Annotated in this window: 20 protein-coding genes; 8 read left to right on the plus strand and 12 right to left on the minus strand. The window is 72.6% G+C overall.

Annotation, left to right across the window (positions count from 1 at the left end):
• Positions 1 to 52: 52 nt before the first annotated feature.
• The 3 genes from mycP to E4U92_RS04260 all read right to left on the minus strand — a co-directional run bounded on the left by mycP (position 53) and on the right by E4U92_RS04260 (position 4,338).
• Positions 53 to 1,372 carry a type VII secretion-associated serine protease mycosin gene (gene mycP, locus E4U92_RS04250; RefSeq protein ID WP_137298878.1) on the minus strand — a complete coding sequence of 440 codons (1,320 nt, stop codon included), beginning with the start codon at positions 1,370 to 1,372 and terminating at the stop codon, positions 53 to 55.
• A gap of 1,733 nt (positions 1,373 to 3,105) precedes the next feature.
• Positions 3,106 to 3,669, minus strand: coding sequence for a hypothetical protein (locus E4U92_RS04255; RefSeq protein WP_229863072.1), 564 nt, complete (start codon positions 3,667 to 3,669; stop codon positions 3,106 to 3,108).
• Between the two features lie 204 nt (positions 3,670 to 3,873).
• Positions 3,874 to 4,338, minus strand: a complete 465-nt coding sequence (locus E4U92_RS04260) for a DUF192 domain-containing protein (protein ID WP_137298879.1) — start codon at positions 4,336 to 4,338, stop codon at positions 3,874 to 3,876.
• A 62-nt stretch (positions 4,339 to 4,400) separates the two neighbouring features.
• Between E4U92_RS04260 and E4U92_RS04265 the strand changes: the two genes are divergently transcribed.
• The 6 genes from E4U92_RS04265 (at position 4,401) to E4U92_RS04295 (ending at position 12,127) form a co-directional block, all read left to right on the plus strand.
• Positions 4,401 to 5,279, plus strand: coding sequence for an LLM class flavin-dependent oxidoreductase (locus tag E4U92_RS04265; protein ID WP_137298880.1), 879 nt, complete (start codon positions 4,401 to 4,403; stop codon positions 5,277 to 5,279).
• The gene (locus E4U92_RS04270; RefSeq protein WP_137298881.1) at positions 5,276 to 6,139 is read left to right on the plus strand and encodes a methyltransferase domain-containing protein; all 864 of its coding nucleotides are present in this window, start codon (positions 5,276 to 5,278) and stop codon (positions 6,137 to 6,139) included. The genes E4U92_RS04265 and E4U92_RS04270 overlap by 4 nt, the downstream gene beginning before the upstream one ends.
• A gap of 717 nt (positions 6,140 to 6,856) precedes the next feature.
• Positions 6,857 to 7,630, plus strand: a complete 774-nt coding sequence (locus E4U92_RS04275) for an isoprenyl transferase (RefSeq protein WP_137298882.1) — start codon at positions 6,857 to 6,859, stop codon at positions 7,628 to 7,630.
• A gap of 463 nt (positions 7,631 to 8,093) precedes the next feature.
• On the plus strand, positions 8,094 to 9,419 hold the full coding sequence (locus tag E4U92_RS04285) for a PhoH family protein (RefSeq protein ID WP_137298884.1): 1,326 nt from the start codon (positions 8,094 to 8,096) through the stop codon (positions 9,417 to 9,419).
• Positions 9,420 to 9,840: 421 nt separating this feature from the next.
• The gene (locus tag E4U92_RS04290; protein WP_137298885.1) at positions 9,841 to 10,515 is read left to right on the plus strand and encodes an aggregation-promoting factor C-terminal-like domain-containing protein; all 675 of its coding nucleotides are present in this window, start codon (positions 9,841 to 9,843) and stop codon (positions 10,513 to 10,515) included.
• A 172-nt stretch (positions 10,516 to 10,687) separates the two neighbouring features.
• Positions 10,688 to 12,127, plus strand: coding sequence for an AI-2E family transporter (locus E4U92_RS04295; RefSeq protein WP_137298886.1), 1,440 nt, complete (start codon positions 10,688 to 10,690; stop codon positions 12,125 to 12,127).
• A 34-nt stretch (positions 12,128 to 12,161) separates the two neighbouring features.
• On the opposite strand, the gene E4U92_RS04300 is transcribed toward E4U92_RS04295, so the two are convergent.
• Complete coding sequence (locus tag E4U92_RS04300; protein WP_137298887.1) at positions 12,162 to 12,701, minus strand: alkyl hydroperoxide reductase; 540 nt, start codon at positions 12,699 to 12,701, stop codon at positions 12,162 to 12,164.
• 3 nt (positions 12,702 to 12,704) lie between these two features.
• On the minus strand, positions 12,705 to 13,259 hold the full coding sequence (locus E4U92_RS04305; protein ID WP_137298888.1) for a peroxiredoxin: 555 nt from the start codon (positions 13,257 to 13,259) through the stop codon (positions 12,705 to 12,707).
• A 133-nt stretch (positions 13,260 to 13,392) separates the two neighbouring features.
• Between E4U92_RS04305 and E4U92_RS04310 the strand changes: the two genes are divergently transcribed.
• A complete protein-coding gene (locus E4U92_RS04310) occupies positions 13,393 to 14,352 on the plus strand; it encodes a LysR substrate-binding domain-containing protein (RefSeq protein ID WP_137298889.1) in 960 nt (319 codons plus the stop codon).
• 105 nt (positions 14,353 to 14,457) lie between these two features.
• Here the strand turns inward: E4U92_RS04310 and E4U92_RS04315 are convergent, their stop codons facing one another.
• The 5 genes from E4U92_RS04315 to E4U92_RS04335 all read right to left on the minus strand — a co-directional run bounded on the left by E4U92_RS04315 (position 14,458) and on the right by E4U92_RS04335 (position 19,406).
• On the minus strand, positions 14,458 to 16,794 hold the full coding sequence (locus E4U92_RS04315; protein WP_137298890.1) for an ABC transporter permease: 2,337 nt from the start codon (positions 16,792 to 16,794) through the stop codon (positions 14,458 to 14,460).
• Positions 16,791 to 17,477 carry an ABC transporter ATP-binding protein gene (locus E4U92_RS04320; RefSeq protein WP_373311651.1) on the minus strand — a complete coding sequence of 229 codons (687 nt, stop codon included), beginning with the start codon at positions 17,475 to 17,477 and terminating at the stop codon, positions 16,791 to 16,793. Before E4U92_RS04320 ends, E4U92_RS04315 begins: the two co-directional genes overlap by 4 nt.
• On the minus strand, positions 17,477 to 18,004 hold the full coding sequence (locus E4U92_RS04325; protein WP_067239806.1) for a PadR family transcriptional regulator: 528 nt from the start codon (positions 18,002 to 18,004) through the stop codon (positions 17,477 to 17,479). The genes E4U92_RS04320 and E4U92_RS04325 overlap by 1 nt, the downstream gene beginning before the upstream one ends.
• A gap of 191 nt (positions 18,005 to 18,195) precedes the next feature.
• Positions 18,196 to 18,444 (minus strand): type II toxin-antitoxin system antitoxin, encoded by a 249-nt coding sequence (locus tag E4U92_RS04330; RefSeq protein WP_137298892.1) that lies wholly within the window; start codon positions 18,442 to 18,444, stop codon positions 18,196 to 18,198.
• Complete coding sequence (locus E4U92_RS04335) at positions 18,441 to 19,406, minus strand: SPFH domain-containing protein (RefSeq protein ID WP_137298893.1); 966 nt, start codon at positions 19,404 to 19,406, stop codon at positions 18,441 to 18,443. Before E4U92_RS04335 ends, E4U92_RS04330 begins: the two co-directional genes overlap by 4 nt.
• A gap of 266 nt (positions 19,407 to 19,672) precedes the next feature.
• Here E4U92_RS04335 and E4U92_RS04340 point away from each other — a divergent pair, with 266 nt between their 5' ends.
• On the plus strand, positions 19,673 to 22,066 hold the full coding sequence (locus E4U92_RS04340) for a transglycosylase domain-containing protein (RefSeq protein ID WP_137298894.1): 2,394 nt from the start codon (positions 19,673 to 19,675) through the stop codon (positions 22,064 to 22,066).
• Between the two features lie 107 nt (positions 22,067 to 22,173).
• On the opposite strand, the gene E4U92_RS04345 is transcribed toward E4U92_RS04340, so the two are convergent.
• Together E4U92_RS04345 and fomD are read right to left on the minus strand one after the other, a co-directional pair.
• Positions 22,174 to 24,306, minus strand: a complete 2,133-nt coding sequence (locus E4U92_RS04345; protein WP_137298895.1) for an ATP-binding SpoIIE family protein phosphatase — start codon at positions 24,304 to 24,306, stop codon at positions 22,174 to 22,176.
• A 274-nt stretch (positions 24,307 to 24,580) separates the two neighbouring features.
• Positions 24,581 to 25,261: a cytidylyl-2-hydroxypropylphosphonate hydrolase gene (gene fomD / locus E4U92_RS04350; RefSeq protein ID WP_137298935.1), complete on the minus strand. Its 681-nt coding sequence runs from the start codon at positions 25,259 to 25,261 to the stop codon at positions 24,581 to 24,583.
• Positions 25,262 to 25,369: the final 108 nt, after the last annotated feature.

Here is a 25,369-nt window from a genome sequence, read left to right on the forward strand (position 1 = left end):
CTGGTCGTCAGGCGGGTTCCGGACCGAGCGCGGCAGCGCGCTCGGTCCGCGGTCAGCGGCTTCTGCTGCCCTGTTCCGGCGGCGGACCGAAGCCCGTCGGGGCGGACGGAATGTGGCCGGATAGTGCCGCTTGGTCCCGCGATGCGGCTGCCTTGCGACGGCGTGCCAGGACGAGGAGGACGGTGGCGGCGCCGAACAGCAGTCCGGCGGCGCCGATACCCAGCACTGCGGGCCAGGGCAGGGTGGTGTCGCTGCCCTCAGCCGTGCCGACTGCCGCGGTGGCGTCCGCGTCCCTGGCGGGAGCGGAGTCCCCCGCGCTGGGGGAGGGAGACACGGACGCCGCGGCCTTGAGGTCGGGCAGCGGGTACACGTCCGCCGGGCCGGGGTCGCCCGGGTCGGTCAGGGCGATGCGGGGGCGGACGATGCCGTACCCGATGGAGTCGTTGCGCTTGGCGCCGTCCGTCGGGGCGCCGAGGGTGTTGAGCATGACGCGCAGGACCTGGTTGTTGGTCCAGTCGGGGTGGGCGGACCAGATGAGGGCGGCGCTGGCGGAGGCCAGGGCGGTGGCACCGCTCGTACCGTGGCCCTCGCAGAGCCCTGTCTTGCCCCCGCAGGCATAGACGAGGTCGTCACCCGGTGCTGCCATGTCGACCTGGGGGCCGTACTCGGACTCAGCTGTTCGGCGAAGGTCCTTGCCCACAGCGGCGACGCCGACGACGCCGGGCGTCGCAGCCGGGTACTCGACTTGATTCGTCGTGTTGCCGCTGTTGCCTACGGCTGCGAAGACGAGCGCCCCGTTCTCCAATGCGTACTTCACCGCGGCCGTCAGCCGAGAGGAGCCCTCAACATGTCCGAGCGAGATGTTGATGACCCGTGCGCCTGCGTCGACTGCGTAGCGGATCGCCTGGGGAGCGATGTTGTTGAAGCGCTCATCACCTGCTGCCTGATTGGCGGCAGTTTCGGCCTTTGGCATGCGGACCGGGAGAATCCTGGCACCAGGCGCCAATCCATAGGCACCTTTGCCTCTCCCGTAAGCACCGGTCGCGGCGATCAAGCCTGCCATGCCCGTGCCGTGACCGTTGTAGTCGGCGTGCTCATCTCCGGGCTGGTCGTCGGCGAAATCCTTGCCAGGAAGGACGCGGCCTGCCAGGTCAGGGTTGGCCGGGTTGACCCCGCTGTCGATGACAGCGACGGTGACGCCCTTCCCCGTGCTGGTCTTCCACATCTCCTCGGCGTGCATGGCGTCGAGAAACCACTGTTCTTGACGGGTCGACGCAGCGGTGGCCGGTGCTGCGGCCGTGCCAGCCAGTATGAGAAGGAGGGCTGTCGCTGCTGACTGCCGGCCCCCGAGCCGAATGAGCCTGTTGCGCATGTAGTCCGCTCTCGTCTTCGCTGTACGTCAACCGGTGGCCGGTGGCGCCGTACGGCGGTTGTCCGGTTGCCGGGGGTCCTCGTTCTCAGGTGTCCGACGTGAGCGCTCGCTCCTGTCCTTGATAGCTGGAGGAGAGACGGGACGAGGGGTACGAGGGACCTGCGGTCCCGCGCCGCTCCCACTGTTTCGCACCGCGCCGGTCACCTGGTCGCCAGTGCTTCCGCCACCGCGCCGAGCGCCCGAAGCGCCAGAGGTGTGCGCGGCGCCAGTGGTTTCTGCGTCGCCGGACCCTGGCAGGGCTCTTCCTGCGGGTCCAGATCGTTGGGCGCTCGTCCCTGTCGCAGCACTGTTGGGGCGCTGTCGTCCGCCGACGATGCCGCGGGGCGCGGGTGGCGCAGCGCGACCAGGCGCGGGGCGTGATTGGCTTGTCCTGCCTGCCGGCGGAGCGAACTGCCCCGCCGGTGTGACCGATGAAGGGCTGCCACTACGGCCGCCCACGACGGTGCCTCGTGGAATCGCCCCAGGAAGCTTCCCGCCGGGAGGCGTGACGGGATGACCGCCCACGATGCCGCGGGGTGCACTGCCCGCAGCTCGTTCCGGTACGCCGGCCTGGGGGCCTCGACCAGGCGACCTCGGCGGTCGCCCGGTGACTGATGCCTGCCCGTGGGCCAGCGGGCCTGCGGTGGGTGTACCTGGCCGCGTGGAACCCGCGGAGCTCCTGACCCGCCCTGACGTACCGGTCGCAGACCGCTCCGGCATCTGACCTGGAACAAGGCGCCTCCCACCTGCGAAATCCGGCGGGGGTGGGATGTTCGGCTGCACCGGGGTGCCGGTCCGCGCGCCAGGGGCGAGACCTTGCGAACCGTCGGAGACGGAACCGTTGGCGGAAGGCGGTGTCTGAGGAGGCGCCAACACAGAGTCGATGCCCATGTGCGGGGTAGGAACGGGATGGGGCACCCGCGAATGAGCGGCGGACGCATCCGGCACACGTGACACCCCCCGGATATCCGCTTCGGTGAGCAGACCACTTACGTGGTGTGGCGTCTTCGAGGAAGGCGCACCCGTGAACGTGGAGGATGCGGGGGCCGCGGTGGTAGGTCTGGCCTTGTCCTCGCCTTCGAGGCGCTGCTCACCTCCTACAGGCACCAGCGCCGTCGGCGGAGGCGGCAGCTTCGGCCTCTCCAACGCGTTCAACTGCATCGCCGACCACGCATACGTCTGCGTCAGCTTCCGCATCTGGGCCGCCGCCTCCTGGCGGACCTGTTCCTTGTGCGCGGCCAGCGCCGCCCGTTCGGCCGCGGAGTCCGTCGCGGCACCGACCCCATCCGGACCCGCCCCATCGGGACCCGCCCCCGCCGGACCCGGACCCGGCCCCGGCCCCGCCCCCGCACCCCCCGCCTCCCGCGGCACCGAGGCCTGCGCCCGGGCGATCGCCCCCGACGCCTCCGTCAGCCACTTCGCCGCGTCCTCGCTGAAGTCACCCAGCCGCAGCGTCGAGTTGGCCAGGTCCGCGCTCCACGTGCGGAACGCGTTCGCGCCCTCGCCCTTCCACGCCACCCACTGCGGGCGGACCTTCAGTTCCTCGGCGATCTCCCGGATCGCCTTCGCCGCGGCCGTCAGGCGCCCCGCCGCCGCCTGCACCTGCCCCGGGTCCGCCCGGTCCAGCCAGGCCATCATCTGCTCGTGGCTCATGTCCTCGAAGGACGTACCGCCACCGGGTCCCCGCACCGGCATCAGATCGTGCCTCCCGCATCCCCGCCGGACACATCCGCATCCCCGCCGGCCGGCGTCCCGCCCGACTCGGTCCCGCCCGGCCGCCCGGTCACGCCCGGTGGCGAGACCCGCGGCTCGTACCCCCCGCCGTACTGCCGCGTCGCCTCCGCGCTGATCGCCGCCATCCGGTCCCGTACGTCCAGGTCGATGTTCTCGTAGCCCTTGTGCGAGGCCAGTACGGCGATGCTCATGCCCTCCATCGAGTCGGACAGCAGCTTCGACAGGCTCTCCAGTTCGGTGATCACCGTCTCGTACGCCGTGAAGAGGCCCGACGCCTCCGCCCACGCCCCGTCCCCGCCGCCGAACTCGTGCCGGGCCAACTGCTGCCGGCCCACCTCGTCCGGGCCCGCCGCCGAGCCCTTGAGGTCCCGGATCAGGTCGTCCACGCGCTTGCGGAACGCCGTGAACGACGAGTACTCCGCGGCGACATCGGCCTGCGCGGCGAGCGCGTCCCGGCCCATGTCGAACACGGCCGACGCCCACGACGACCCCTCGGAACCCCCACCGTCTTCACTGGGCGACACAGCAATCCTCCCCGTTCGGCCGGACCAGTCAACCGGACACGTGCAGCCGCAGCAGGCACTCTATCCACAGCCGGTGACAATCCCCTTCGCTCCGTCACGGCCGTGAACGGGATCAGGTCAACCCCCGGTCGCTCCAATCGCCCCGGTCGCCCCCGGTCGCCCCCGGTCGCCCCCGGCCTCCCGGCCTCCCGGCCTCCCGGCCTCTCAAGGCTCCTCCACCGCCGGCCGTACCTCCACCCGGGCCCCCGCCTCCAGTCCCCACCCCCTCATCGCCCCCGCCTCCGCCTCCAGCACGTGCCGGGCCCTGACGCGGGGCAGGCCCAGGCGGCCGGGGGGCATCGTGCGGACGGCGAGGACCCTCAAGTGGCGGTCCAGGTACGCCACGTCGATCGCGAGACGCATGCCGAACGTATGGATGCTGTTCGCCGGCGACAGCAACAGCGCCCCCGTCACCCCGTCCCGCCCCAGCAGCCCCCGGGTACGGGCCCGGTACGACGTCGCGATCTCCAATGCCACCCTCACCGGGTCCCCAGCAGGGCTGCCACCGGCCGCACCGGTCGTACCGCCGCTTCCCTCGCCCGTCCCCCCGTGCACCACCAGCCACCCCCGGCCGTCCCGCCATCGCACCCGCTTCCCCCGCCCCCGCCGACGTCCTCGTGCCACGCCCATCCCGTCCCTCCCGCGACCCAAATGAGTTGTTGCTTCCCCAACTCCCGGATAGGAAGGGGACCATGACCCGTATCGGCGCCATTCTCCGTCCGCAGCTCCCTCCCGAGCGGTTCCGGGCCGCCGCGCGTACCGCCGACGAGAGCGGGCTCGACGAGTTGTGGCTGTGGGAGGACTGCTTCCGGGAGGGCGGGATCTCCTCCGCCGCCGCCGTGCTCGCCTGGACCGAACGGGTGCGGGTCGGGGTCGGGCTGCTGCCCGCGCCGTTGCGCAACGTCGCCCTCGCCGCGATGGAGGCGGCCACCCTGCACCGCATGTTCCCGGGCCGGGTCGTCGTCGGCGTCGGCCACGGGGTCCAGGACTGGATGGGGCAGGCCGGCGCCCGGGCCGGGTCGCCGCTCACCCTCCTGCGCGAACACACCGTCGCCCTGCGCGCCCTGCTGAACGGCGAACGGCTCACCGCCGAAGGCCGCTACGTCCGCCTCGACGACGTCGCCCTCGACTGGCCGCCCACCGGGCCGGTCGAGGTGCTCGTCGGCGCCGTCGGACCCCGTACCGTACGGCTCTCCGGCGAGGTCGGCGACGGCACCGTCCTCAACGAGGCCGCCTCGCCCGACGGGGTCCGCGAGGCCCGCCGGCTCATCGACGAGGGACGTGCGGCCGCCGGGCGCAGCGGCGCGCACCAGGTCGTCGTCTACCTCATGACCGCCACCGGGGCCGGTGCCGAGGCCCGTGTCCGGGCCGAACTCGCCTCCCTCGGGCTCGGTTCCGTCCCCGGTCTGGGCGCAGCCGGCGACGCGGCCGCGGTCGCCGAAACCGTCCAGCGGTACGCCGACGCCGGCGCCGACACCGTCGTCCTCCTGCCCACCTCCGACGAACCCGACCCCGAGGGCTTCCTCCGGTTCGCCGGGAACGACGTCCGCTCCCTGGTGAAGACCTCATGACCCACAACCCCCACCCGGCCCCTGAGGGCCCCCACGCAACCCCCGCCCCCGACGGCCCCCACGGCGACCCCAGCCCCGGCCCTTCCCACCCCACCTACGCCTCCCTCCTCGCCGAAGGCGCCTCCGTACCCACCGAAGGCTGGGACTTCTCCTGGTTCGAGGGGCGGGCCACCGAGGCGCGGCCCTCCTGGGGGTACGCCGTCTCCCTGGCCGGCCGGCTCGCCCGTGCCCGGGCCGCCCTGGACCTCGACACCGGGGGAGGGGAGGTCCTGGACTTCGCCCTCGCACGGGCCGTACGGCGCCCCGTGCTCACCGTGGCGGCCGAGGGCTGGCCCCCGAACGTGGCGAAGGCCACCGCCCTGCTGCGCCCGCGCGGTGTCGCCGTGGTAGCCGTCGCCGAGGACCGGCCGCTGCCGTTCGCGGACGGCGCGTTCGACCTCGTCTCCAGCCGGCACCCCGTACGGCCCCGCTGGACGGAGATCGCCCGCGTCCTCGGACCCGGCGGCACCTACTTCGCCCAGCACGTCGGGCCGCGCAGTGTGTTCGAGCTGGTCGAGTACTTCCTCGGCCCCCAGCCGGAGGCGGTGCGCGGTGTCCGGCACCCCGACCGGGAGCGCGCCGACGCGGAGGCGGCCGGGCTGGAGGTCGTCGACCTGCGCGCGGAGCGCCTGCGCATGGAGTTCCACGACATCGCCGCGGTCGTGCACTTCCTGCGCAAGGTCGTGTGGATGGTGCCCGGCTTCACCGTGGAGGCGTACGAGCCGCGGCTGCGCGCGCTGCACGAACACCTCGTGTCCGAGGGGCCCTTCGTGGCGCACAGCACCCGCCACCTCGTCGAGGCCCGGAAGCCCGCGCCGTAGGCCGGCCGGAACGCACCTGCGGAATACGGCAAGTCGGCGCAAGACGGGTCATAGTCCTCCACGATCTCCACACGGTTTCCACATCGTTATCAGTAACCCCTCGCGTCACATGTCAGGCTCACGTAAGTTCGGACCAAGGCAATTCGCGTACGCAAAGCTGCGCGTGCGTCACCGCGCAGTGGAGGGGGCTGCGCGGTGGCGCGCCCGTCACAGCTCCCGTCGCATCGCCTGTCGCAACCTCCCGCCGCCTCCTGCCGCGTCTTCCGTCAAGCGGGCGTTCGCGGCCGGGGTCGCCCGTCGGGGGGACGGCCAGGAGGCGGCCGGCGTGTCCGTCGAAAATCGCCCTCTTGCACCCGATTGCCCTGGGATTCCGCCCTTTTTCGGCCACCGAAACCCCCTGAATGCCCCCTTCCGCGGGCCTCTCCGCGTCGCCGTTCGACTGCGGAGAGTAGTTGTGGGGCGCCGATGCACGCAGCATCACTTACGAAGGGTTATGGTGGAAACCCCCCCTCGGGCCGGTCCGTCTCCCCCCCACGGACCGGCCCGTTTTTTTGTCCGCCCAGGCGGTACCCGTGTGTCCGGGGGCAGCGGCTCCCGTTCCCGCACCACCGGCTTTCCGCTGGCCAGGCCCTTCGGCCCGGTCCCCGCCCCCGCCGCCCGGCAGAGGTAGGCTGCGGCCCGCGGGGAACCACTTCCGCACGGAGGGGCAGACAACACGTGAACCTGCGCGACAAGCTGCGCGGCCTGCTGGTCAGGCTCTACGCACGCCGGGTGGAAGGCCACCTGGACCACGCTCAGGTGCCCCAGCACATCGGCGTCATCATGGACGGCAACCGCCGCTGGGCGAAGGCCTCCGGGTCCAGCACGATGCACGGCCACCGGGCCGGGGCCGAGAAGATCGAGGAGTTCCTCGGCTGGTGCTCCGAGACGGACGTCGAGGTCGTCACCCTCTGGCTGCTCTCCACGGACAACTTCGACCGGCCCCGGGACGAGCTCGTCCCCCTCCTCGGCATCATCGAGGACGTCGTGCGCACCCTCGCCGCCGACGGGCGCTGGCGCGTGCACCACGTCGGCACGCCGGACCTGCTGCCCGCCGGCATGCAGCGCACGCTGAAGGAGGCCGAGGAGGCCACCGCGGACGTCGACGGGATACTGGTCAACGTCGCCATCGGCTACGGCGGCCGCCAGGAGATCGCCGACGCGGTGCGCTCGATGCTGCTGGACGCGGCCGAGCGGGGGACGCCGATCGAGAAGCTCGCCGAGTCCGTCGACATCGACATGATCGGCCGCCACCTCTACACCGGCGACCAGCCCGACCCCGACCTGGTGATCCGCACCAGCGGCGAGCAGCGGCTGTCCGGCTTCATGCTGTGGCAGACCGCGCACTCCGAGTACTACTTCTGCGAGGTCTACTGGCCGGCCTTCCGCAAGGTCGACTTCCTGCGCGCCCTGCGTGACTACGCGGCCCGCCACCGCCGCTTCGGCGGCTGACGGCCCCCGGGGGGCGCGGGCGGCGCGGAGCCGCCCCCGGCAGGCCCCCGCGGTCCCCGAGCCCTTCGCAGCCCCGTTCGCACGCGCCATCCCACCCCTCACCGCCCCGGCGCCTGCCCGGTTCCCGGGAGCCCCGTCCGCCCCTCGCACCGGACCCGTAACGAGGAGTTCACCGGTGCGCCGCCCGGGGCCGTTGCATGGCGGCGCTCGTTCGAGGGAATAAGCCAGACAGGTCGACACCCGAACCACGGGTGTCGGATCTCAGCGGACGGCTCCGAGCTGTCCGCCCGGGAGGCCCTTTGCACCAGCCCCACCGTGCGGTCACGGCACGGAAGCAGCCGCGGAGGGCCGGTTCTCGGCCCGCCGTGTGCGAGGGCCGCCGACCGGCCTGGATGCCCCCACCCTCCCGGCCCGGCTTCCACTTCGTCGCTCCCCGACCTCATCCGAGGGGGTACGTCCTTCCGTGGTGACCAGCACAAAGCGCCACAAGCCAGACCGGCGCACCTACGTTCTCGACACCAGCGTCCTGCTGGCCGACCCGCACGCCCTCACCCGCTTCGACGAGCACGAGGTCGTGCTGCCCATCGTCGTGGTGACGGAGCTGGAGGCCAAGCGGCACCATCCCGAACTCGGTTACTTCGCCCGGCAGGCCCTGCGCCTGCTCGACGACTACCGGGTCAAGTACGGCCGTCTCGACGCCCCCATCCCCATCGGGGAGCTGGGCGGGACCGTGCGTGTCGAGCTCAACCACTCGGACCCCAGCGTGCTGCCCAGTGGCTACCGCCTGGGGGACAACGACTCCCGCATCCTCGCGGTCGCCCGCAACCTGCAGGCGGAGGGGTTCGACGTCACCGTCGTGTCGAAGGACCTGCCGCTCAGGATCAAGGCGTCCTCCGTCGGCCTGCTGGCCGAGGAGTACCGCGCCGAGCTCGCCATCACGGAGAACTCCGGCTGGACCGGCATGTCCGAGCTGACGCTGCCCGGCGAGCAGGTGGACGTCCTGTTCGAGGAGGGGCACGTCTACGTCCCGGAGGCCGCCGAACTCCCCGTGCACACCGGTCTGACCATCCAGTCGGAGCGGGGCAAGGCGCTCGGCCGCGTGACTCCCGAGGGCAACGTCCGGCTGGTGCGCGGCGACCGCGAGGCGTTCGGCATCAAGGGCCGCAGCGCCGAGCAGCGCATCGCGCTCGACCTGCTGCTGGACCCGGACGTGGGGATCGTGTCGATGGGCGGCCGGGCCGGCACCGGCAAGTCGGCTCTCGCGCTGTGCGCCGGTCTGGAGGCGGTGCTGGAGCGCCGTCAGCACCAGAAGGTGATGGTCTTCCGTCCGCTGTACGCGGTGGGCGGGCAGGAGCTCGGCTACCTGCCCGGCACCGAGGCGGAGAAGATGAGCCCCTGGGCGCAGGCGGTCTTCGACACGCTGTCCGCGGTCACCAACCGCGAGGTCATCGAGGAGGTCACCGCCCGCGGCATGCTGGAGGTGCTGCCGCTGACCCACATCCGCGGCCGTTCCCTGCACGACGCCTTCGTGATCGTCGACGAGGCGCAGTCGCTCGAACGGAACGTGCTGCTGACCGTTCTGTCCCGGATCGGCGCCAATTCGCGGGTCGTTCTGACCCATGACGTGGCGCAACGGGACAACCTGCGGGTGGGCCGTTACGACGGCGTGGTCGCCGTGGTGGAGAAGCTGAAGGGACATCCGCTCTTCGCCCACGTCACCCTGAACCGGTCCGAGAGGTCCCAGATCGCCGCGCTCGTGACAGAGATGCTCGAAGACGTGAACATCTGAGGTATTCGGGAGGAACCCGGCAACTGCCGGTCCCCGACGGTGTGTTGGCGCCGTCCCGCAAAGGTCGAGAGCCTAGCGGGGCGGCGCCTTCGCATGCGGGCGTTCGGTGAAATCCCCGGAGTCAAACGGGATGTGAGCTTTCACACGCAACTCGGAATTGCCTTGCGGCGTCGGGGTACGGCAGAGTCTCACTCCTGTCAGGCCCCGCATACGACACAGCTGTACCCCCAGCGGCGCAGCGCCCCGTAAGCACCTCCAATTGCATAGCGACGTCGTATGCCGCCCGCGCACCACACGGCGCTCCCCCGGGGAGCTGCCCACCGGGCCCGTGCCTCCGTGACCCGCAGTTGGGAGGCCAGTGTCAGGGGCACGATTGCGTCCGCGAGGGTCACCGAAGCGGGCGATGCTGGAAGGAAACCGTGTGAGCCGGATCTCGGTCCGGGGATTCGCAGTGGCCTCGGCCACGGCGGTCACCGCTGTCGGTAGCGTCGTCGGCGTTGCCTCGGGCAGCACCGCGCAGCCCAACGACGCGGAGGCGACGGCGAGCGACGTCACGCTGCTCGCGGACATCCCCGCGGGCCAGCAGGCCCAGGTGCAGACCGCGTCCCTGACGCAGCAGGCCACCTTCCAGGCCATCGCTGCCGACGAGACCGCCAAGAAGGACGCCGAGGAAGCGGCCCGCAAGGCCGCGGCCGAGACCGCCGTCGCGAAGAAGGAAGCCGCCGAGAAGGCCGCCAAGGAGCGCGCGGAGGCGAAGGTCAAGGCCAGCCGCAGCGCGGGTGACTTCCCGGTCTTGAGCTCCTACTCGGTCTCCCAGATCCAGGCCATGGCGCGCCAGATGGTCCCCAGCGGCCAGTTCCAGTGCTTCAGCAACATCGTCGACCACGAGTCGAGCTGGAACTACCGCGCGGTCAACGCCTCCTCCGGCGCGTACGGCCTCTTCCAGGCCCTGCCCGGCTCCAAGATGTCCTCGGTCGGCGCCGACTGGCAGACCAACCCGGCCACCCAGATCAAGTGGGGCCTGAACTACATGGACAGCCGCTACGGCAGCCCGTGCGACGCCTGGAACTTCTGGCAGGCCAACCACTGGTACTAGGCCCGCCGGCCCCGGCCCGCCGATCGTCCGATCCGGTGGTCCGCCTCCCGACCTCCGACAGCCCCTCCCCGTCCTAGGGGGAGGGGCTGTCGCCCTGTACGGTCGTACACCGGAACGACTCCTGGGGGGAGTGGTGGACTGGACCCGGGGACTCGGGGGAAGAGGACGGATCATGTCACGAGTACCAGGGTGGCTCGGCCGCCTGGGAGCGGGTCTGAGCGAAATGGGTGAGCGGCTCGACGAGCGCCGCGCCGAGGTCCGCCGCGAGAGCGGGGACGGGCCCGAGCCCGACGCGGCGCCCCCGGCGGCCGCCCGCAGGTCCGCCGCGCCCGCGCCGCCCGCGATGCGCCCCGACCCGGCGCAGGCCGTGCCGTGGGGCGTACGGGTCGCCGCCGAGGCCGGCTGGCGGCTGCTGGTGCTCGCCGGCACCGTCTGGATCCTCATGCGCGTCATCAGCGCCGTCCAACTGGTCGTGCTGGCCTTCGTGGTGGCACTGCTGCTGACCGCGCTCCTGGAGCCGACCGTGGCCCGGCTGCGGCGCAAGGGCGTGCCCCGGGGCCTGGCGACCGCGCTCACCGCGATCCTCGGCTTCGTGGTCATCGGGCTGATGGGCTGGTTCGTGACCTGGCAGGTCATGGAGAACATCGACAACCTCTCCGACCAGGTCCAGGACGGCATCGACGACCTGCGCCGCTGGCTGCTCAACAGCCCGTTCCACGTCACCGACAAGCAGATCAACGGCATCGCCAAGAACCTGCGCGACGCGATCGGCGCCAACACCGACGAGATAACGTCGGCCGGCCTGGAGGGCGTCACCGTCGTCGTCGAGGCCCTGACCGGCATACTGCTGGCCTTCTTCTCGACGCTCTTCCTGCTCTACGACGGCAAGCGCATCTGGGAGTGGACGCTCAAGCTCGTCCCGGCCGCGGCCCGTCCGGGCGTCGCCGGCGCCGGCCCGCGGGCCTGGACCACCCTCACCGCCTATGTGCGGGGCACGGTCCTGGTCGCCCTGATCGACGCCGTCTTCATCGGGATCGGCATCTACTTCCTCGACGTGCCGATGGCCGTGCCGCTCGCGGTGTTCATCTTCCTGTTCTCCTTCATACCGCTCGTCGGCGCGGTCGCCTCCGGCGCGCTCGCGGTGGTCGTGGCGCTGGTGACGCAGGGCGTGTTCACCGCGGTGATGACCCTGGTGGTCGTGCTGGCGGTCCAGCAGATCGAGGGGCACATCCTGCAGCCGTTCATCCTCGGCCGCGCGGTGCGCGTCCATCCGCTGGCGGTGGTGCTCACGGTGGCCGCGGGCGGCATGATCGCGGGCATCGGCGGCGCCGTGGTGGCCGTACCGCTGGTGGCGGTGACCAACACGGTCGTCAGCTACCTGCACGCCTACGCGCGCGGCGAGGTGGACGAGGCGCAGGCCGAGGTCCCCGTGGCGGCCGGCGGGCAGGGCGCGCTGCCCGGCGCCGGGCAGGAGCCCCCGGTGCCGCACCAGCCCGCCGAGCCGGTCGTCCCGGTCGACGAGGTGCCCGGCAGCACCGCGGCCGGGGACGGCGGCGGGGCAGTGGACGTGAAGGACCTCCCGGACGCGAAGGACCCCGCCCACGAGGCGTGAGCGGGGTCCCGGGGGGGCCTCGGCGGACCGGCGTCTACTCGACGTCGGCCAGGACGGCCTCCGCCTCCAGCGTGACGGCGACGGCCTGCACCACGGAGGCGATCTTGAACGCTTCCTGGATCACCTCGCGCTCCAGGCCGGCCTTGCGCAGCACCTGCTCGTGCGAGTCGAGGCACATCCCGCAGCCGTTGATCGCGGACACGGCGAACGACCACAGCTCGAAGTCGACCTTGTCGACGCCCGGGTTGCCGATGACGTTCATCCGCAGGCCGGCCCGCAGGGTGCCGTACTCGTGGTCCGACAGCAGGTGCCGGGTGCGGTAGAAGACGTTGTTCATCGACATGACGGCGGCGGCGGCCTTGGCGGCCGTGTACGCCTCCGGCGAGAGGGCGGCCTTCGCCTCCGGCGCCAGCTCACGCAGGACGACGGCGGAGCGCGCGGCGATCGCGGTCGCCAGCACCGTGCCCCACAACTGCTGCGCGGGCAGGTCGGAGTTGCCGATGACCGAGCCCAGGTTGAGCTTGAGGTCCTTGGCGTGGTCCGGGACCCGGGCCTTCAGGGAGTCGAGGGACATGCCTCACTCACCCGCCAGCAGCGCGACCGGGTCGAGGGTCTCGTCGCCCTTGCTCCAGTTGCAGGGGCACAGCTCGTCGGTCTGCAGGGCGTCGAGGACCCGCAGGACCTCCTTGGGGTTGCGGCCGACGGAGCCCGCGGTGACCATCGTGAACTGGATCTCGCGGTTCGGGTCGACGACGAAGACGGCGCGCTGGGCGAAGCCGTCCTCACCCTCGATGCCGAGGTCGCGCATCAGCTCGTGCTTGGAGTCCGCCATCATCGGGAACGGCAGGTCCGTCAGGTCCGGGTGGTCCTTGCGCCAGGCGTGGTGGACGAACTCGGAGTCACCGGAGAAGCCGAGGATCTGGGCGTCGCGGTCGGCGAACTCGTCGTTCAGCTTCCCGAACGCGGCGATCTCGGTCGGGCACACGAAGGTGAAGTCCTTCGGCCACGCGAAGACCACCAGCCACTTGCCCTCGTAGGACTTGTGGTGGATCTGCTCGAACTCCTTGCCCTTCTCCAGCGAGACGCAGGCGGTCAGTTCGAACTCGGGGAACTTGTCACCGACAGTGAGCACTAACTCTCCTTGCAGCGGGGAGACACCCGGATCGCGGGTGTGTCCCAGGGGTTGGACGAGGGCGATCGTGGCACACGGTGCATTGATTCGGGAAATAGCTACACTAGGTCGAGTTGATCGGAGGTAGCTATCAGTGACCGTGGGTCATGCGGGAGCCAGGAGACGTCAGCCCAGTCTCGCCCAGTTGCGGGCGTTCGCGGCCGTCGCCGAGCACCTCCACTTCCGGGACGCCGCCGCGGCCATCGGCATGAGCCAGCCCGCGCTGTCCGGGTCCGTCTCCGCGCTGGAGGACGCCCTCGGGGTCACCCTCCTGGAGCGTACGACGCGCAAGGTGCTGCTCTCGCCGGCCGGCGAGCGGCTGGCCGTGCGGGCCAAGGCGGTCCTCGACGAGGTCGGGGCGCTGCTGGAGGAGGCGGAGGCGGTGCGGGCGCCGTTCACCGGGGCGCTGCGCCTCGGGGTCATCCCGACCGTGGCACCGTACCTGCTGCCGACCGTGCTCCACCTCGTCCACGACCGGTATCCGCACCTCGACCTGCAGGTGCACGAGGAGCAGACGGCCACGCTCCTCGACGGCCTGCACAGCGGCCGGCTCGACCTGCTGCTGCTCGCCGTCCCGCTCGGCGACCCGGGTGTCGCCGAACTCCCGCTGTACGACGAGGACTTCGTGCTCGTCACCCCGCCCGGTCACCCGCTCGGCGGCCGGGAGGGCATCCCGCGCGAGGCGTTGAAGGAGCTCACCCTGCTGCTCCTGGACGAGGGGCACTGCCTGCGCGACCAGGCCCTGGACATCTGCCGCGAGGCCGGGCGCGAGGACGCCCCGGTCACCACGACCGCCGCCGGGCTGTCCACCCTGGTCCAGCTCGTCGCCGGCGGTCTCGGCTGCACCCTGCTGCCGCGCACCGCCCTCACCCTGGAGGCCGGCCGGTCCAGCCGGCTGCTCACCGCGTCCTTCGCCGACCCCGCCCCCAGCCGCCGGGTCGCCCTCGCCATGCGGACCGGCGCGGCCCGCGCCGCCGAGTACGCGGAACTGGCCACCGCCCTGCGGGAGGCGCTGCGCCCGCTGCCGGTGCGGGTGCTGGACGAGGCGGCCTGACCACGGGGGCGTGCGGCCCGCCCCCTGAAGCGCAGTCGGCCCTCCGCACCGCCTCACGCGTCGGGCCCCGCTCCCCGGTGCGGGGGCGGGGCCCGGTGCGGGCGGTCACTCCGTGCGCAGTCCGTCCGGACGCATCAGCCGCAGCAGCGGCGGCAGGCTCAGCAGGGTGACCGCCAGGACCACCCCGGCGCCCGCCCCGGACATCGACAGCACGCTCGTCCAGTCCACCGTGACGGCGGTGCCCGTCATCCGCAGCAGCACCGCGCCCAGCGCCAGCCCCACGGCCATCGCCAGCAGCAGCCCCAGCGTGATCGGGATCGCCGTCTGCCACAGCACCGACAGGCTCAGCGTGCGCCGCCGGGTGCCGAAGGCGACCAGGGACGACAGCAGCTTGCGCCGCTCGCGCAACTGCTCGAGCTGGGACACCAGCAGGCTGGCCCCGATCAGCGCCAGCACGCAGACCGCGCCGACGAGCAGCCCGGTGCGGATCGAGTCGTAGCCGCGGGAGCGCTCGGTCGCCGACCACACCGACGGGTTCTGCAGCGGGTCCATCGACACCGCGACGTTGCGCACGTACTCGGCCGCGTCCGGCACCGCCGGGTCCAGCGACAGGTAGAGCTGTCCCCCGACCTGTGCGGCGGCCTTGGCGGGCAGCGCGGACGGGGTCAGCAGGAAGCCGCCGCGCCGCATGCCCGTCGGGTCGACGACGGAGTCTGCCCGCCGCACGCCCGCCGGGACCGTCCAGGTGACGTCCGTGCCCTCGTCGGAGCGGGGCGAGAAGTGCAGGACGCGGCCGGGCGTGGCCAGCGCCGTGGCGTCCTGGTCGTACTCGGAGCCGCTCAGGGCGAACACGTCGCCGTCCCGGCACGTCGGCAGGGCCGCCACCTCGCGCAGAGCCGCGCACGTGCCCACGGTGACCTGGGTGGACTTCTCCGGTCCGCTCTCCGCCCCCCAGGCGGCGTCCCCGAGGGAGCCCTCGGACAGCGCGATCACGCGCCGTACGCCCTTGGTGGCGGTGAACCGCGCGCTCTCCGCGGTCACGGACCGGCCGTCCGGCACGGAGAGCTGCATCTGCGCCCGCTGGACGTCCTTGCCGGTGTCCTTGGTGTAGTCGGCGTCGACGCCCGCGAACAGCATCTGCAGGGCGATCGCGCCGGCCACCGCCACCGCGATGCCGTTGACCATCCGGGCCGCCGTGCCGCTGCTCAGCTGAAGCCGCCGGACGGCCAGTTGCCAGGCCACTCCGCCGGAGCCCAGCCGGGCGACGACCGTCTCCACCAGCCACGGCAGCAGCGCGGTCACGCCGACCAGGAGCAGCAGCACGCCGCCGGTCACCAGGTACTGGTTGAAGTCCCCGTTGCCGCGGCCCTTGCCGATCATGGGCGCGAGCAGCGCGAGACCGGCCACCGGCATGAGCAGCCGCCACCACAGCCGGCGCCGCGCGGGCTTCGCCGTACGGACCACGCCGAGCGGCTCGATGACCACGCCGCGCAGCGCGAGCAGCGTGACGAGCACGGCGGCCGCCGGGACGGCGACCGCGACCAGCGCGGCCAGCAGCGGCGAGGGGTTGAGGTAGCTGGGGAACACGCTCACCCCCATGACCTCCACCGAGCCCGCCACCTCCCGGCCGACCCAGAAGAACCCGGCGCCCAGCACCAGCCCGAGCAGCGCCCCGGCGAGGGCCTCGCCCGCCGCGATGCGCCGGGTCATCGCGCTGTCGGAGCCGACCAGCCGCAGCGCCGCGAGCCGCCGGTCGCGCCGCTCGCCGCCGACGCGCACCGCCGCCGCGATGAACACCGCGACCGGCATCAACAGCACCACGATCACGACCAGGTTGAGCAGCATCAGCACCGGATCGGCCCGCTCGGCCACCGGGTTGGGGCTGCCGTACTCCTTCAGCCGCGCCACCTGCGAGCCGTCGATCCGGTCGGCCAGCCCCGACGCCCCCGCGTAGTAGGCGAGTTCGTGCGAGCCGATCAGCCCGCTCTCGTGGATCGTGCCGACCACCTTGTACGGCAGCCGCTGGCGCAGCAGGGCCGCGTCGTCGGAGCGGAGCAGCCTTTCCAGTGCCGGGGAGACCACCATCTCGCCGCGCGCCGGGTACCGGTCCACACCGGGGGGCAGCGGCGCCTTCGGGCCCTCCGGCTCCACGAGCCGTCCCCGCACGTCCTTGTCGTGGAACGTGGTGTTGGTGTCCGCGATCACGAGTGTGTCGTCGCCCCGCGGCGGGGGCGTGGGGGCGTACGTGTAGTCGGAGCGGGCCTTCTCGCGGTGGTCGCGCACCGAGAGGGCGTTCGGCAGGGCGGTCGACAGCAGCAGCAGCGCCACCCCGAGGCCCACGCCGACGGCCGTCAGGGTGACCCGCAGCCACCCCTCGCGCCCTCCGGAGAAGGCGAACCGCAGGCCCATCCTCAGGTCCCGGGCCCACCCGCCGGGGCTCATACGGCCCGCTCCATGTCCCGCGACCTGCCGTCGCGTACGACGATCTCGCGGTCCGAGTAGGCGGCGACCCGCGCCTCGTGCGTGACCAGCACCACGGCCGCGTTCGTGGAGCGGGCGGCGTCGGTGAGCAGCTCCATCACCCGCTCGCCGTTGAGCGAGTCGAGCGCGCCGGTCGGCTCGTCGGCGAACAGCACCCGGGGGCCGGTGACCAGCGCCCGCGCGACCGCGACCCGCTGCCCCTGGCCGCCGGAGACCTCGCCGGGCCGCTTGCCGCGCAGGTCGTCGACCTCCAGCCGCTGCATCCAGCCGAGCGCGGCCCGCTCGGCCTCCTTGCGGGAGGTGCCGTTCAGCCGCAGCGGCAGCGCCACGTTCTCCACGCAGGTCAGCTCGGGCACCAACTGGCCGAACTGGAAGACGAACCCGAACTCGCTGCGCCGCAGCGCGCTGCGCTGGGCGTCGGTCATCGTCGCCATCTCCCGTCCGTCGTAGGTGATGGAGCCGGAGTCGGGCGGCACGATGCCGGCGAGGCAGTGCAGCAGCGTCGACTTGCCGGAGCCGGAGGGCCCCATGATGGCGACGACCTCGCCGGGGTGGATGGAGAACTCGGCGCCGTCCAGCGCGACGGTCGGCCCGTAGGCCTTGCGCAGGTCGTGGGCGGCCAGCAGGGAACCGGCGGGGGCGATCACGGGGCCACCACCGCCTCGCGCAGCTTCTCCAGCCGTGCGGCGGTCAGCTCCAGCCAGCGCAGGTCGGCCTCCAGGTGGAACAGGGCGTGGTCGCAGATCAGCTGGTCGGCGAGGTCGCCCTTGCGCTTGCGGTCGGTGAGGATCCGCATGCTGCGCAGGTGCTCGGCGCGCTGGGTGTCGAGGACGTCGGCCGCGTCGCGGTGGGTGAGGAGCGCCAGGACGACCTTGGTGTAGAGCGTCGACTGGAGGTAGGGCTCGGGCTTCTCGGGCGTCGCGAGCCACTGCTCGACGTCGGTGATCCCGGCGTCGGTGATGGCGTACCGCTTGCGCTCGGGCCCGCCGCCCGCCTCGATGCCGTCGACCTCGACGAAGCCGTGCTTCAGCAGGCGGGACATCGTCGAGTAGACCTGGCCGTAGTGCAGCGGCCGGTCGTGACCGAACTTCTCGTCGAAGGCCCGCTTGAGGTCGTAGCCGTGGCGGGGCCCGGACTCCAGGAGCCCTAGGAGGGTGTGACCGATGGACATGCCGACGACTGTACACGGGGTGTATACCTGGTGTGTATACGCGGAGTGCAGAGGTGATGGCGGGGGGTGCCGCCCCGCAGGTGGGGGGCGATTGTCACGGTTCTGCTACGCGGACAAGGGCTGCGCGGACAAGGGAGCCGCCGGGGCCGGGCGCGGGGCGGGCGGGGGCGGCGGGGCGGCCGCGGCCCGGGTCACTCGGGGGGCGTCGCGTCCCGCGGCGGCCGGCCGCGGCGCGGGAGCGGGCCGGCGCCGCCGGGGAGGCGGCCCGCCTCCGCCAGGGCCCGGCGCAGCAGGAACTCGATCTGCGCGTTCGCCGACCGCAGCTCGTCCGACGCCCACCGGGCCAGCGCGTCGTACACCGACGGGTCCAGCCGCAGCAGCACCTGCTTGCGCTGCTGCGGCTGCCGCTTGGGGGCGGGCCCCCCGACGGAGTCGGTCACTGGTACAGCGTCCCGGTGTTCAGCACGGGCTGCGGCGCCCGGTCCCCGCACAGCACCACCATCAGGTTGGACACCATCGACGCCTTCCGCTCCTCGTCCAGTTCCACGATGTCCCGCTCGGAGATCCGGGCGAGCGCCGCCTCGACCATGCCCACCGCGCCGTCGACGATCTCCCGCCGGGCGGCGACCACGGCCCCGGCCTGCTGCCGCTGGAGCATCGCCGAGGCGATCTCCGGAGCGTACGCGAGGTGCGTGAAGCGGGACTCGATGATCTGCACACCGGCCGCCTCCACGCGCGCGTGCAGCTCGACGGCGAGCTTCTCGGTGATCTCCTCGGCGTTGCCGCGCAGCGAGAGCCCGTCCTCGTCGTGGGAGTCGTAGGGGTACTCGATGGCGATGTGCCGGACGGCGGCCTCGGTCTGGGTGGAGACGAACTCCAGGAAGTCGTCCACCTCGAAGGTGGCCTGCGCGGTGTCGCGGACCTTCCACACCACGACCGCGGCCAGCTCGATCGGGTTGCCGTAGGCGTCGTTGACCTTCAGCACGGCGGTCTCGTGGTTGCGGACCCGGGTCGAGATCTTGGTGCGGGAGGTGAAGGGGTTCACCCAGCGCAGCCCGTCCTCGCGGATCGTCCCGCGGTAGCGCCCGAAGAGCTGCACCACCCGCGCCTCGCCCGGCGCGACCATGTTCAGCCCGCACATGGCGAGGAACGCGGCGAGGCCGACCAGGATGCCGACCGTGATCAGCGCGGCCTTGACGGCGGTGGCCGTGGCGACCGCGCCGGCGGCGATCAGCGCGGCACCCGCCAGCAGCCCGAGCAGACCGAGCAGCAGCGCGAGACCGCCGCCGATGCTGTGCGCGGTGAACTCGTGCACCCGGGGAGCGGGCATCTCGGGCAGGTCGGCGGGTTCCGTCGTGCCGGCGGCGGGCGGGGCGGTGCGTGAGGGGTCGTGCGCGGACATGGGTGGGTCCCCCGTTTCCTGGACAAGCGCCATCGTTCTTCTAGCTAAGTGATATCACTTTTTCCGGCGATGGCAACCCTCGGTGTCTCCCGGACGTCGGTTCTGGCGGGGGAGTCCGGGTTCCCCGGGCGTGCGTGCTGATTGTCACGCCCGGAAAAGCCCGGATCGAGGGCCCTTTGTCATAGAGAGCGGTGTTAGCTTTCTGAGCTGGCCTGCCCCCCGGGCACGGCGGTGACGAACGAGCAGGAAGCGGAGCGAGCGGACTCATGGGACGAGCGGACGACAGACGAGCGCGGCAGCGTGGTGGCCGTCGCGCGGCGCCCCGCGACCGCTCGGCGCCGACGGGCGCGGCCACCTCGCCCGGGACCGGGTCCGCCGCCCCCGCGACGGGCGGCCGCGCGGCGGCCCGGCGCGCCGCCAAGCAGCGCGGCCGGGGCGGCACCAAGGACAAGGGCCTCATACGCAGGCTGTTCACCTGGAAGAAGATCCTCGGGACCTTCCTCGGTGTCTGCCTGCTGGGCATCGGCGCCTTCGTCGTGATGTACCTGCTGATCGACATCCCGAAGGGCAACGCCGACGCGCTCAAGCAGAGCAACGTCTACAAGTACAGCGACGGCAGCATCCTCACCCGCGACGGCGACCTCAACCGCGAGAACGTCGACCTCGCCCAGATACCCAAGCCCGTCCAGCACACCTTCGTCGCCGCCGAGAACAAGACCTTCTACCAGGACGCCGGCGTCGACCTGAAGGGCACCGCGCGCGGCATCCTCAACACCGTGGCCGGCAGGGGCGCGCAGGGCGGTTCGACGATCACCCAGCAGTACGTCAAGAACTACTACCTGACCCAGGAACAGACCGTCACGCGCAAGCTGAAGGAACTGGTCATCTCGCTGAAGCTGGACCGGGAGAAGTCCAAGGACTACATCCTGGCCGGCTACATCAACACCAGCTACTACGGCCGCGGCGCCTACGGCATCCAGGCCGCCGCCCAGGCCTACTACCGCGTCGACGCCGGCAAGCTCACCGTGGAGCAGGGCGCCTACCTGGCCGCGCTGCTCCAGGCGCCGAGCCAGTACGACTGGACCGCGGCCTCCGACACCGGCAAGCGGCTGGTGCGGGCCCGCTGGAACTACGTCCTCGACAACATGGTCGAGGAGGGCTGGCTGGACAAGACCAAGCGCGACGCGATGACGTTCCCGGTGCCCCAGGAGCCCAGGGAGGCGCCCGGCAAGGCCGGCCAGGTCGGCTACCTGGTGAACGCGGCCAAGGCCGAACTGGAGCGCCAGCTCGTCAAGCAGGGCAGGGCGGACTCCCTGGAGGACGCCGAGGACCTGGTCGGCCGCGGCGGCTGGACCATCACCCTCAACATCGACAAGAAGAAGCAGAAGGCGCTGGAGGCGTCCGTCAAGGAGCAGCTCACCAGCAAGCTGGACCCGAAGAAGCGCTCGGTGGACGCCGACGTCCAGGCCGGCGCCGCCTCGGTCGACCCGAAGACCGGCGCGGTCGTGGCCATGTACGGCGGGGTCGACTACCTCAAGCACTTCACGAACAACGCCACCCGCACCGACTACCAGCCCGCGTCCACCTTCAAGCCGGTGATCCTCGCCGCCGCCCTGGACAAGGGCGCCCACACCCAGGGCGGCAAGCCGATCTCCGCCGACACGGTCTACGACGGCACCAGCAAGCGCCCGGTCGTCGGCAGCGACATCGGTTTCGCCCCGGAGAACGAGGACGACGCCGACTACGGCGACATCACCGTCCAGACGGCGATGAACAAGTCGGTCAACTCCGTCTTCGCGCAGATGGGCGTCGACGTCGGCATGGACAACGTGCTGAAGGTCGCGAGCGACCTCGGCATGGACACCGCGGGCCTGAAGGCCGTGCCCGCGCAGACCCTGGGCACCATGGGCGCCAGCCCGCTGCAGATGGCCGGCGTCTACGCCACCCTCGACCACCACGGCCGCAAGGTCACCCCGGCCCTGATCAAGTCCGCGCAGAACAGCGCCCAGACGCTCCAGCTCACGGACCCGATCGGCGGCCAGGTCATCAGCCGCAAGGCCGCCGACACCGTGACCTCCGTGCTCACCGGCGTGATCGACGACGGCACGGCGCGCACCTCGGTGCAGGACAACCCCGGGCGCAAGGGCCAGAAGGTCGCGGGCAAGACCGGTACCTCCGACGACAACAAGTCGGCCTGGTTCACCGGCTACACGCCCGACCTGGTCACCTCGGTCGGCCTGTTCGGCGAGTCCGCCAAGCCGCCGCACCCCCAGGTCACCCTGACCGGCGCGACCGGCCGCATCCCGGGCAAGGGCCGGATCAACGGTGGCGGCTACCCCGCGCAGATCTGGGCGACGTACACCTTCGGCGTCTCCGCCGAGGTCAGCAGGTTCGACCTGGAGACCGACCAGGGCGCGGCGGTGCGGCCGACGGTCACGGCCGCTCCGAGCCCGACGCCGTCGCGGACGCCGGCCCAGGAGCCGACCACCCAGGCCCCGACCACGAAGGCGCCGTCGCAGACCCCGACGACCCAGGCCCCGCCGTCCCGGACGCCGTCGCAGACGCCGCCGACGACGCAGGCGCCCACGACCGAGCCGCCGACGAACGAAGTCAGCACCCCACCGCCGAACCCGCTCGACCCGCAGTTCGGGGAGCAGTAGGGACGCGTCAGGGGCGCCCGGTGACCACCACCGGGCGCCCCTGACGCGTCCGCGCCTCCCGGCCGGGAAGGCCCGCGGCGCCTTCCACGGCCGCCGCGCCCGGGCCGCTACGGCCGGACGAGTTCGAACCAGACGACCTTGCCGGCGCTCAGCCGCGTGGCGCCCCAGCGCCGGGTGAGCCGGTTGACGAGGTACAGCCCGCGGCCGCCCTCGTCCGTCGCCCGCGCCTGCCGCAGCCGCGGCAACTGGGGCACGTCGTCGCCCACCTCACAGCGCAGCACGTCGGTCCGCAGCAGCCGCAGCGTCACCGGCCGCGAGGCGTAGCGCACCGCGTTGGTCACCACCTCGCTGACCAGCAGCTCCACCGAGTCCGTCAGGTCCTCGAGACCCCACCGGGACAGCGCCCGCCGGGCCAGCCGCCGGGCCTCGCGGGGCGCGGAGTCCTCCGGCTCCAGCAGCCAGTACGCCACGTCGCTCGGCGCGATCCCGTCGAACCGGGCCGCGAGCAGCGCGATGTCGTCGTCCCGGTCGCCCGGTCCGAGCATGTCGAGCACCTCGTCGCACAGGGCCTCCAGCGGCGGCGGGTGGTCCGGACCGGTGAGCTGCGCGGTCGCGGCCAGCTTCTCGCGGAGCTGCTCTATGCCGCTGGCCACGTCCCGCAGCCGGGACTCCACCAGCCCGTCGGTGTACAGCAGCAGGGTCGCCCCGGCCGGCGCGTCCAGCTCGACGGCCTCGAAGTCGACGCCGCCCACACCGATGGGCGCGCCCGGCGGCACCCGCAGCACCTCGGCCCGCCCGCCCAGGTGCAGCAGGACGGGCGGCGGGTGGCCGGCGTTGGCGATGGTGATGCGGTGCGACACCGGGTCGTAGACGGCGTACAGGCAGGTCGCCATGCGGTCCGTGCCGAGCCGCTGCGCCTGCTCGTCGAGGTGGTGCAGCACCTCCTGCGGCGGCAGGTCCAGCCCGGCGAGCGTCTGGGCCGTCGTGCGGAGCTGGCCCATGATCGCGGCGGAGGTCATGGAGTGGCCCATGACGTCGCCCACCACGAGCGCCACCCGGCTGCCCGGCAGCGGGATCGCGTCGTACCAGTCGCCGCCCACCCGCGCGGTCTCGGCGGCGGGCAGGTACCGCGAGGCCAGCCGCACGCCCGTGGGGCGGGGCAGGGTCTCGGGCAGCATGGTGCGCTGCAGCTCGTCGGCGATGTACGCCTCGCGGTCGTACAGCACGGCCTTGTCGATGCCGAGGGCGCTGTGCGTGGCCAGTTGGGCGGCCACCAGCAGGTCGTCGCCCTCGAAGGTGATCCGCTCGGGCCCGCGGATGAACACCGCCGCGCCGATCACCCGGCGGCGGCCGCGCAGCGGCGCGAGGATCGCCCGCTGTCCGCACGGGACGACCGACTGGCCCTCGTCGCCGAGGAGTTCGGGCAGGGCCGCGCGGGCGGCGGGGGCGTCGGCGAACACCGGACGCACCCCGCGCAGCACCTCCGCGAGCGCCCCGCCGGGCCGCACCTCGCACAACTCGGCTATGACCGCCGACAGTTCGGACAGCTCGGGGGTCTCCGGCGGCGGCACGGCCTGGACGAAGCCGGGCTCGGAGTCGCGCTCCAGCGGGATGCGGTCGGTGCGGCGCAGCCGCAGCACCACGGGTCCCACGGGCCGTTCGTCGCCGACCGGCAGCGGGTCGCGCAGGTAGACGAGGATCGCGTCGGAGAAGGTCGGCACGGTCGCCCGGCACAGCCCCATGACAATCTCGTCGAGGTCCATGCCGCGGGCGATCCGCCGAGTGGCGGCGCCCACGAAGCGCAGCCGGTCGCCGTCCCGCCGCATCGGCGTGGGCCGGCCACCGGGTGGCGGGTTCTGGCCGCTGCGGCGGTCCCGGGCGGACACCGGACCGCGCTCCTCGGCCCCCGGCTGCACCGGGATGGACTCCGGCACGGGACGCGGCCGGTGGGTGCCGGGCTCGGCGGCGGCGGGCTGGGAGTGCTCGGGGTCCGACCCGGCCGCTCCCGGCCCGTGGCCGCCCGGCTGGCCGCCCGCGCCGTTGCCGGCGGGGCCGGGCGCGCCCGACGGTGTCGCGGTGCCCGGGGTCCCCTCGGCGCGGGCCTGGGCGGCGGCCGGCAGGGCGGCGGCACCCGCTCCCGGCACCGGGGTACGCAGGAGCGCCCCGCGGGGGTCCGTGGGGTCGACGCCCTGAGGGCGTTCGTAGGACGTGGGGTGCTCCGTCACGCGTGTCGAATCCATCCGTCCGGGGCTGCGCAGACGTGCGGTCGCGCCCGCCGAAGTGCCGATACCCGCAATACGTGCCCCAGGAACGGATTCGCGGCGTGCTCGGTGGTCGTTATCGGGCCACGGCTGCGGGCGCGGCCCGTACCGGTGGTGCCCTCGTACCCCTCGCTCACGTCCTGCCGCCCCTCGGTGACGTTCGGTCAGACTCGGCGCCGGTCCCCGCAGTTGGTGTCATGCGCCCTTGCGGAGGACGATCCTACGTTTCATGCCCGGGGGCGCATCAAGGGTCTCATGTGGACACGTGCGCGGGGGTGCGGTCCCAGTCGTCCGGCAGGACCGGGACGCTCCAGGACGGGTCCGGGCGCCAGTCCGGCCAGCCGTCCGAGAACGGCGGCCCCCAGGCGCGGATCACCTCGACCGCTCGCCGGCCCGCCCGGCGCACCTGTGCGGCGCCCTGGGCGTCCATCAGCCCGTCCCGCTGGGCCTGCGCGAACTCGTCCTCGTCGCGCCAGTGCCAACTGCGGTCAGGGTGGACGGAGATGTCCAGGAAGTGGTCCTCGGAGTCCACGCCGCCGTCCCAACGGGCCAACGGCTCCTCGAGGTTGACATACCAGTTCTTGAAGCGCCAGCCCGGTTCCCAGAACAGCCAGACCGACCAGGGTTCACCGGGCCGGGCGAGCTTGAGCACCCCGGTGCCGAACCAGCGGTCGGGCTGGACGGTCCGCGGCTTGGTGTAGCGGGTGGCCAGCGGCTCCTGGTGCAGGGGCGCGCCGTCCGCCAGCACCGGCCTGATGCACGCGGTGCCCGGCGCCAGCCACACGGCCAGCAGCTCCTCGTCGTCCCGGACGACCGTGACGGGCCGGGCGATGTGGATGCGCGCACCGCCGTTCTCCCGGTACCGCCACAGGATGTGGCTCCCGGGCTCCCAGAAGGCCGTCCCGTCCGTCCCGCCCGTTCCCGAGCGCTCCATCCGTCCCACCGCTCCACCGTCCGCCATGAACAGATACTAGGTGTCTGCGGCGTACGACGCGGTGGGATCGGGCACGGTTCCGGCCGCCCGGCACCGGAACCGGCCCGT

It is taken from the genome of Streptomyces galbus, assembly GCF_005280195.1.
Lineage (GTDB): Bacteria > Actinomycetota > Actinomycetes > Streptomycetales > Streptomycetaceae > Streptomyces > Streptomyces galbus.

What these genes read in the sequence shown, in the direction of transcription:
- mycP (WP_137298878.1), bottom strand. Translation starts at nt 1,372, where the DNA reads ATGCGCAACAGGCTCATTCGGCTCGGGGGCCGGCAGTCAGCAGCGACA.
- E4U92_RS04260 (WP_137298879.1), bottom strand. Translation starts at nt 4,338, where the DNA reads ATGGGCGTGGCACGAGGACGTCGGCGGGGGCGGGGGAAGCGGGTGCGA.
- E4U92_RS04265 (WP_137298880.1), top strand. Translation starts at nt 4,401, where the DNA reads ATGACCCGTATCGGCGCCATTCTCCGTCCGCAGCTCCCTCCCGAGCGG.
- E4U92_RS04270 (WP_137298881.1), top strand. Translation starts at nt 5,276, where the DNA reads ATGACCCACAACCCCCACCCGGCCCCTGAGGGCCCCCACGCAACCCCC.
- E4U92_RS04295 (WP_137298886.1), top strand. Translation starts at nt 10,688, where the DNA reads ATGTCACGAGTACCAGGGTGGCTCGGCCGCCTGGGAGCGGGTCTGAGC.
- E4U92_RS04300 (WP_137298887.1), bottom strand. Translation starts at nt 12,701, where the DNA reads ATGTCCCTCGACTCCCTGAAGGCCCGGGTCCCGGACCACGCCAAGGAC.
- E4U92_RS04315 (WP_137298890.1), bottom strand. Translation starts at nt 16,794, where the DNA reads ATGAGCCCCGGCGGGTGGGCCCGGGACCTGAGGATGGGCCTGCGGTTC.
- E4U92_RS04325 (WP_067239806.1), bottom strand. Translation starts at nt 18,004, where the DNA reads ATGTCCATCGGTCACACCCTCCTAGGGCTCCTGGAGTCCGGGCCCCGC.
- E4U92_RS04335 (WP_137298893.1), bottom strand. Translation starts at nt 19,406, where the DNA reads ATGTCCGCGCACGACCCCTCACGCACCGCCCCGCCCGCCGCCGGCACG.
- E4U92_RS04340 (WP_137298894.1), top strand. Translation starts at nt 19,673, where the DNA reads ATGGGACGAGCGGACGACAGACGAGCGCGGCAGCGTGGTGGCCGTCGC.
- E4U92_RS04345 (WP_137298895.1), bottom strand. Translation starts at nt 24,306, where the DNA reads ATGGATTCGACACGCGTGACGGAGCACCCCACGTCCTACGAACGCCCT.
- fomD (WP_137298935.1), bottom strand. Translation starts at nt 25,261, where the DNA reads ATGGAGCGCTCGGGAACGGGCGGGACGGACGGGACGGCCTTCTGGGAG.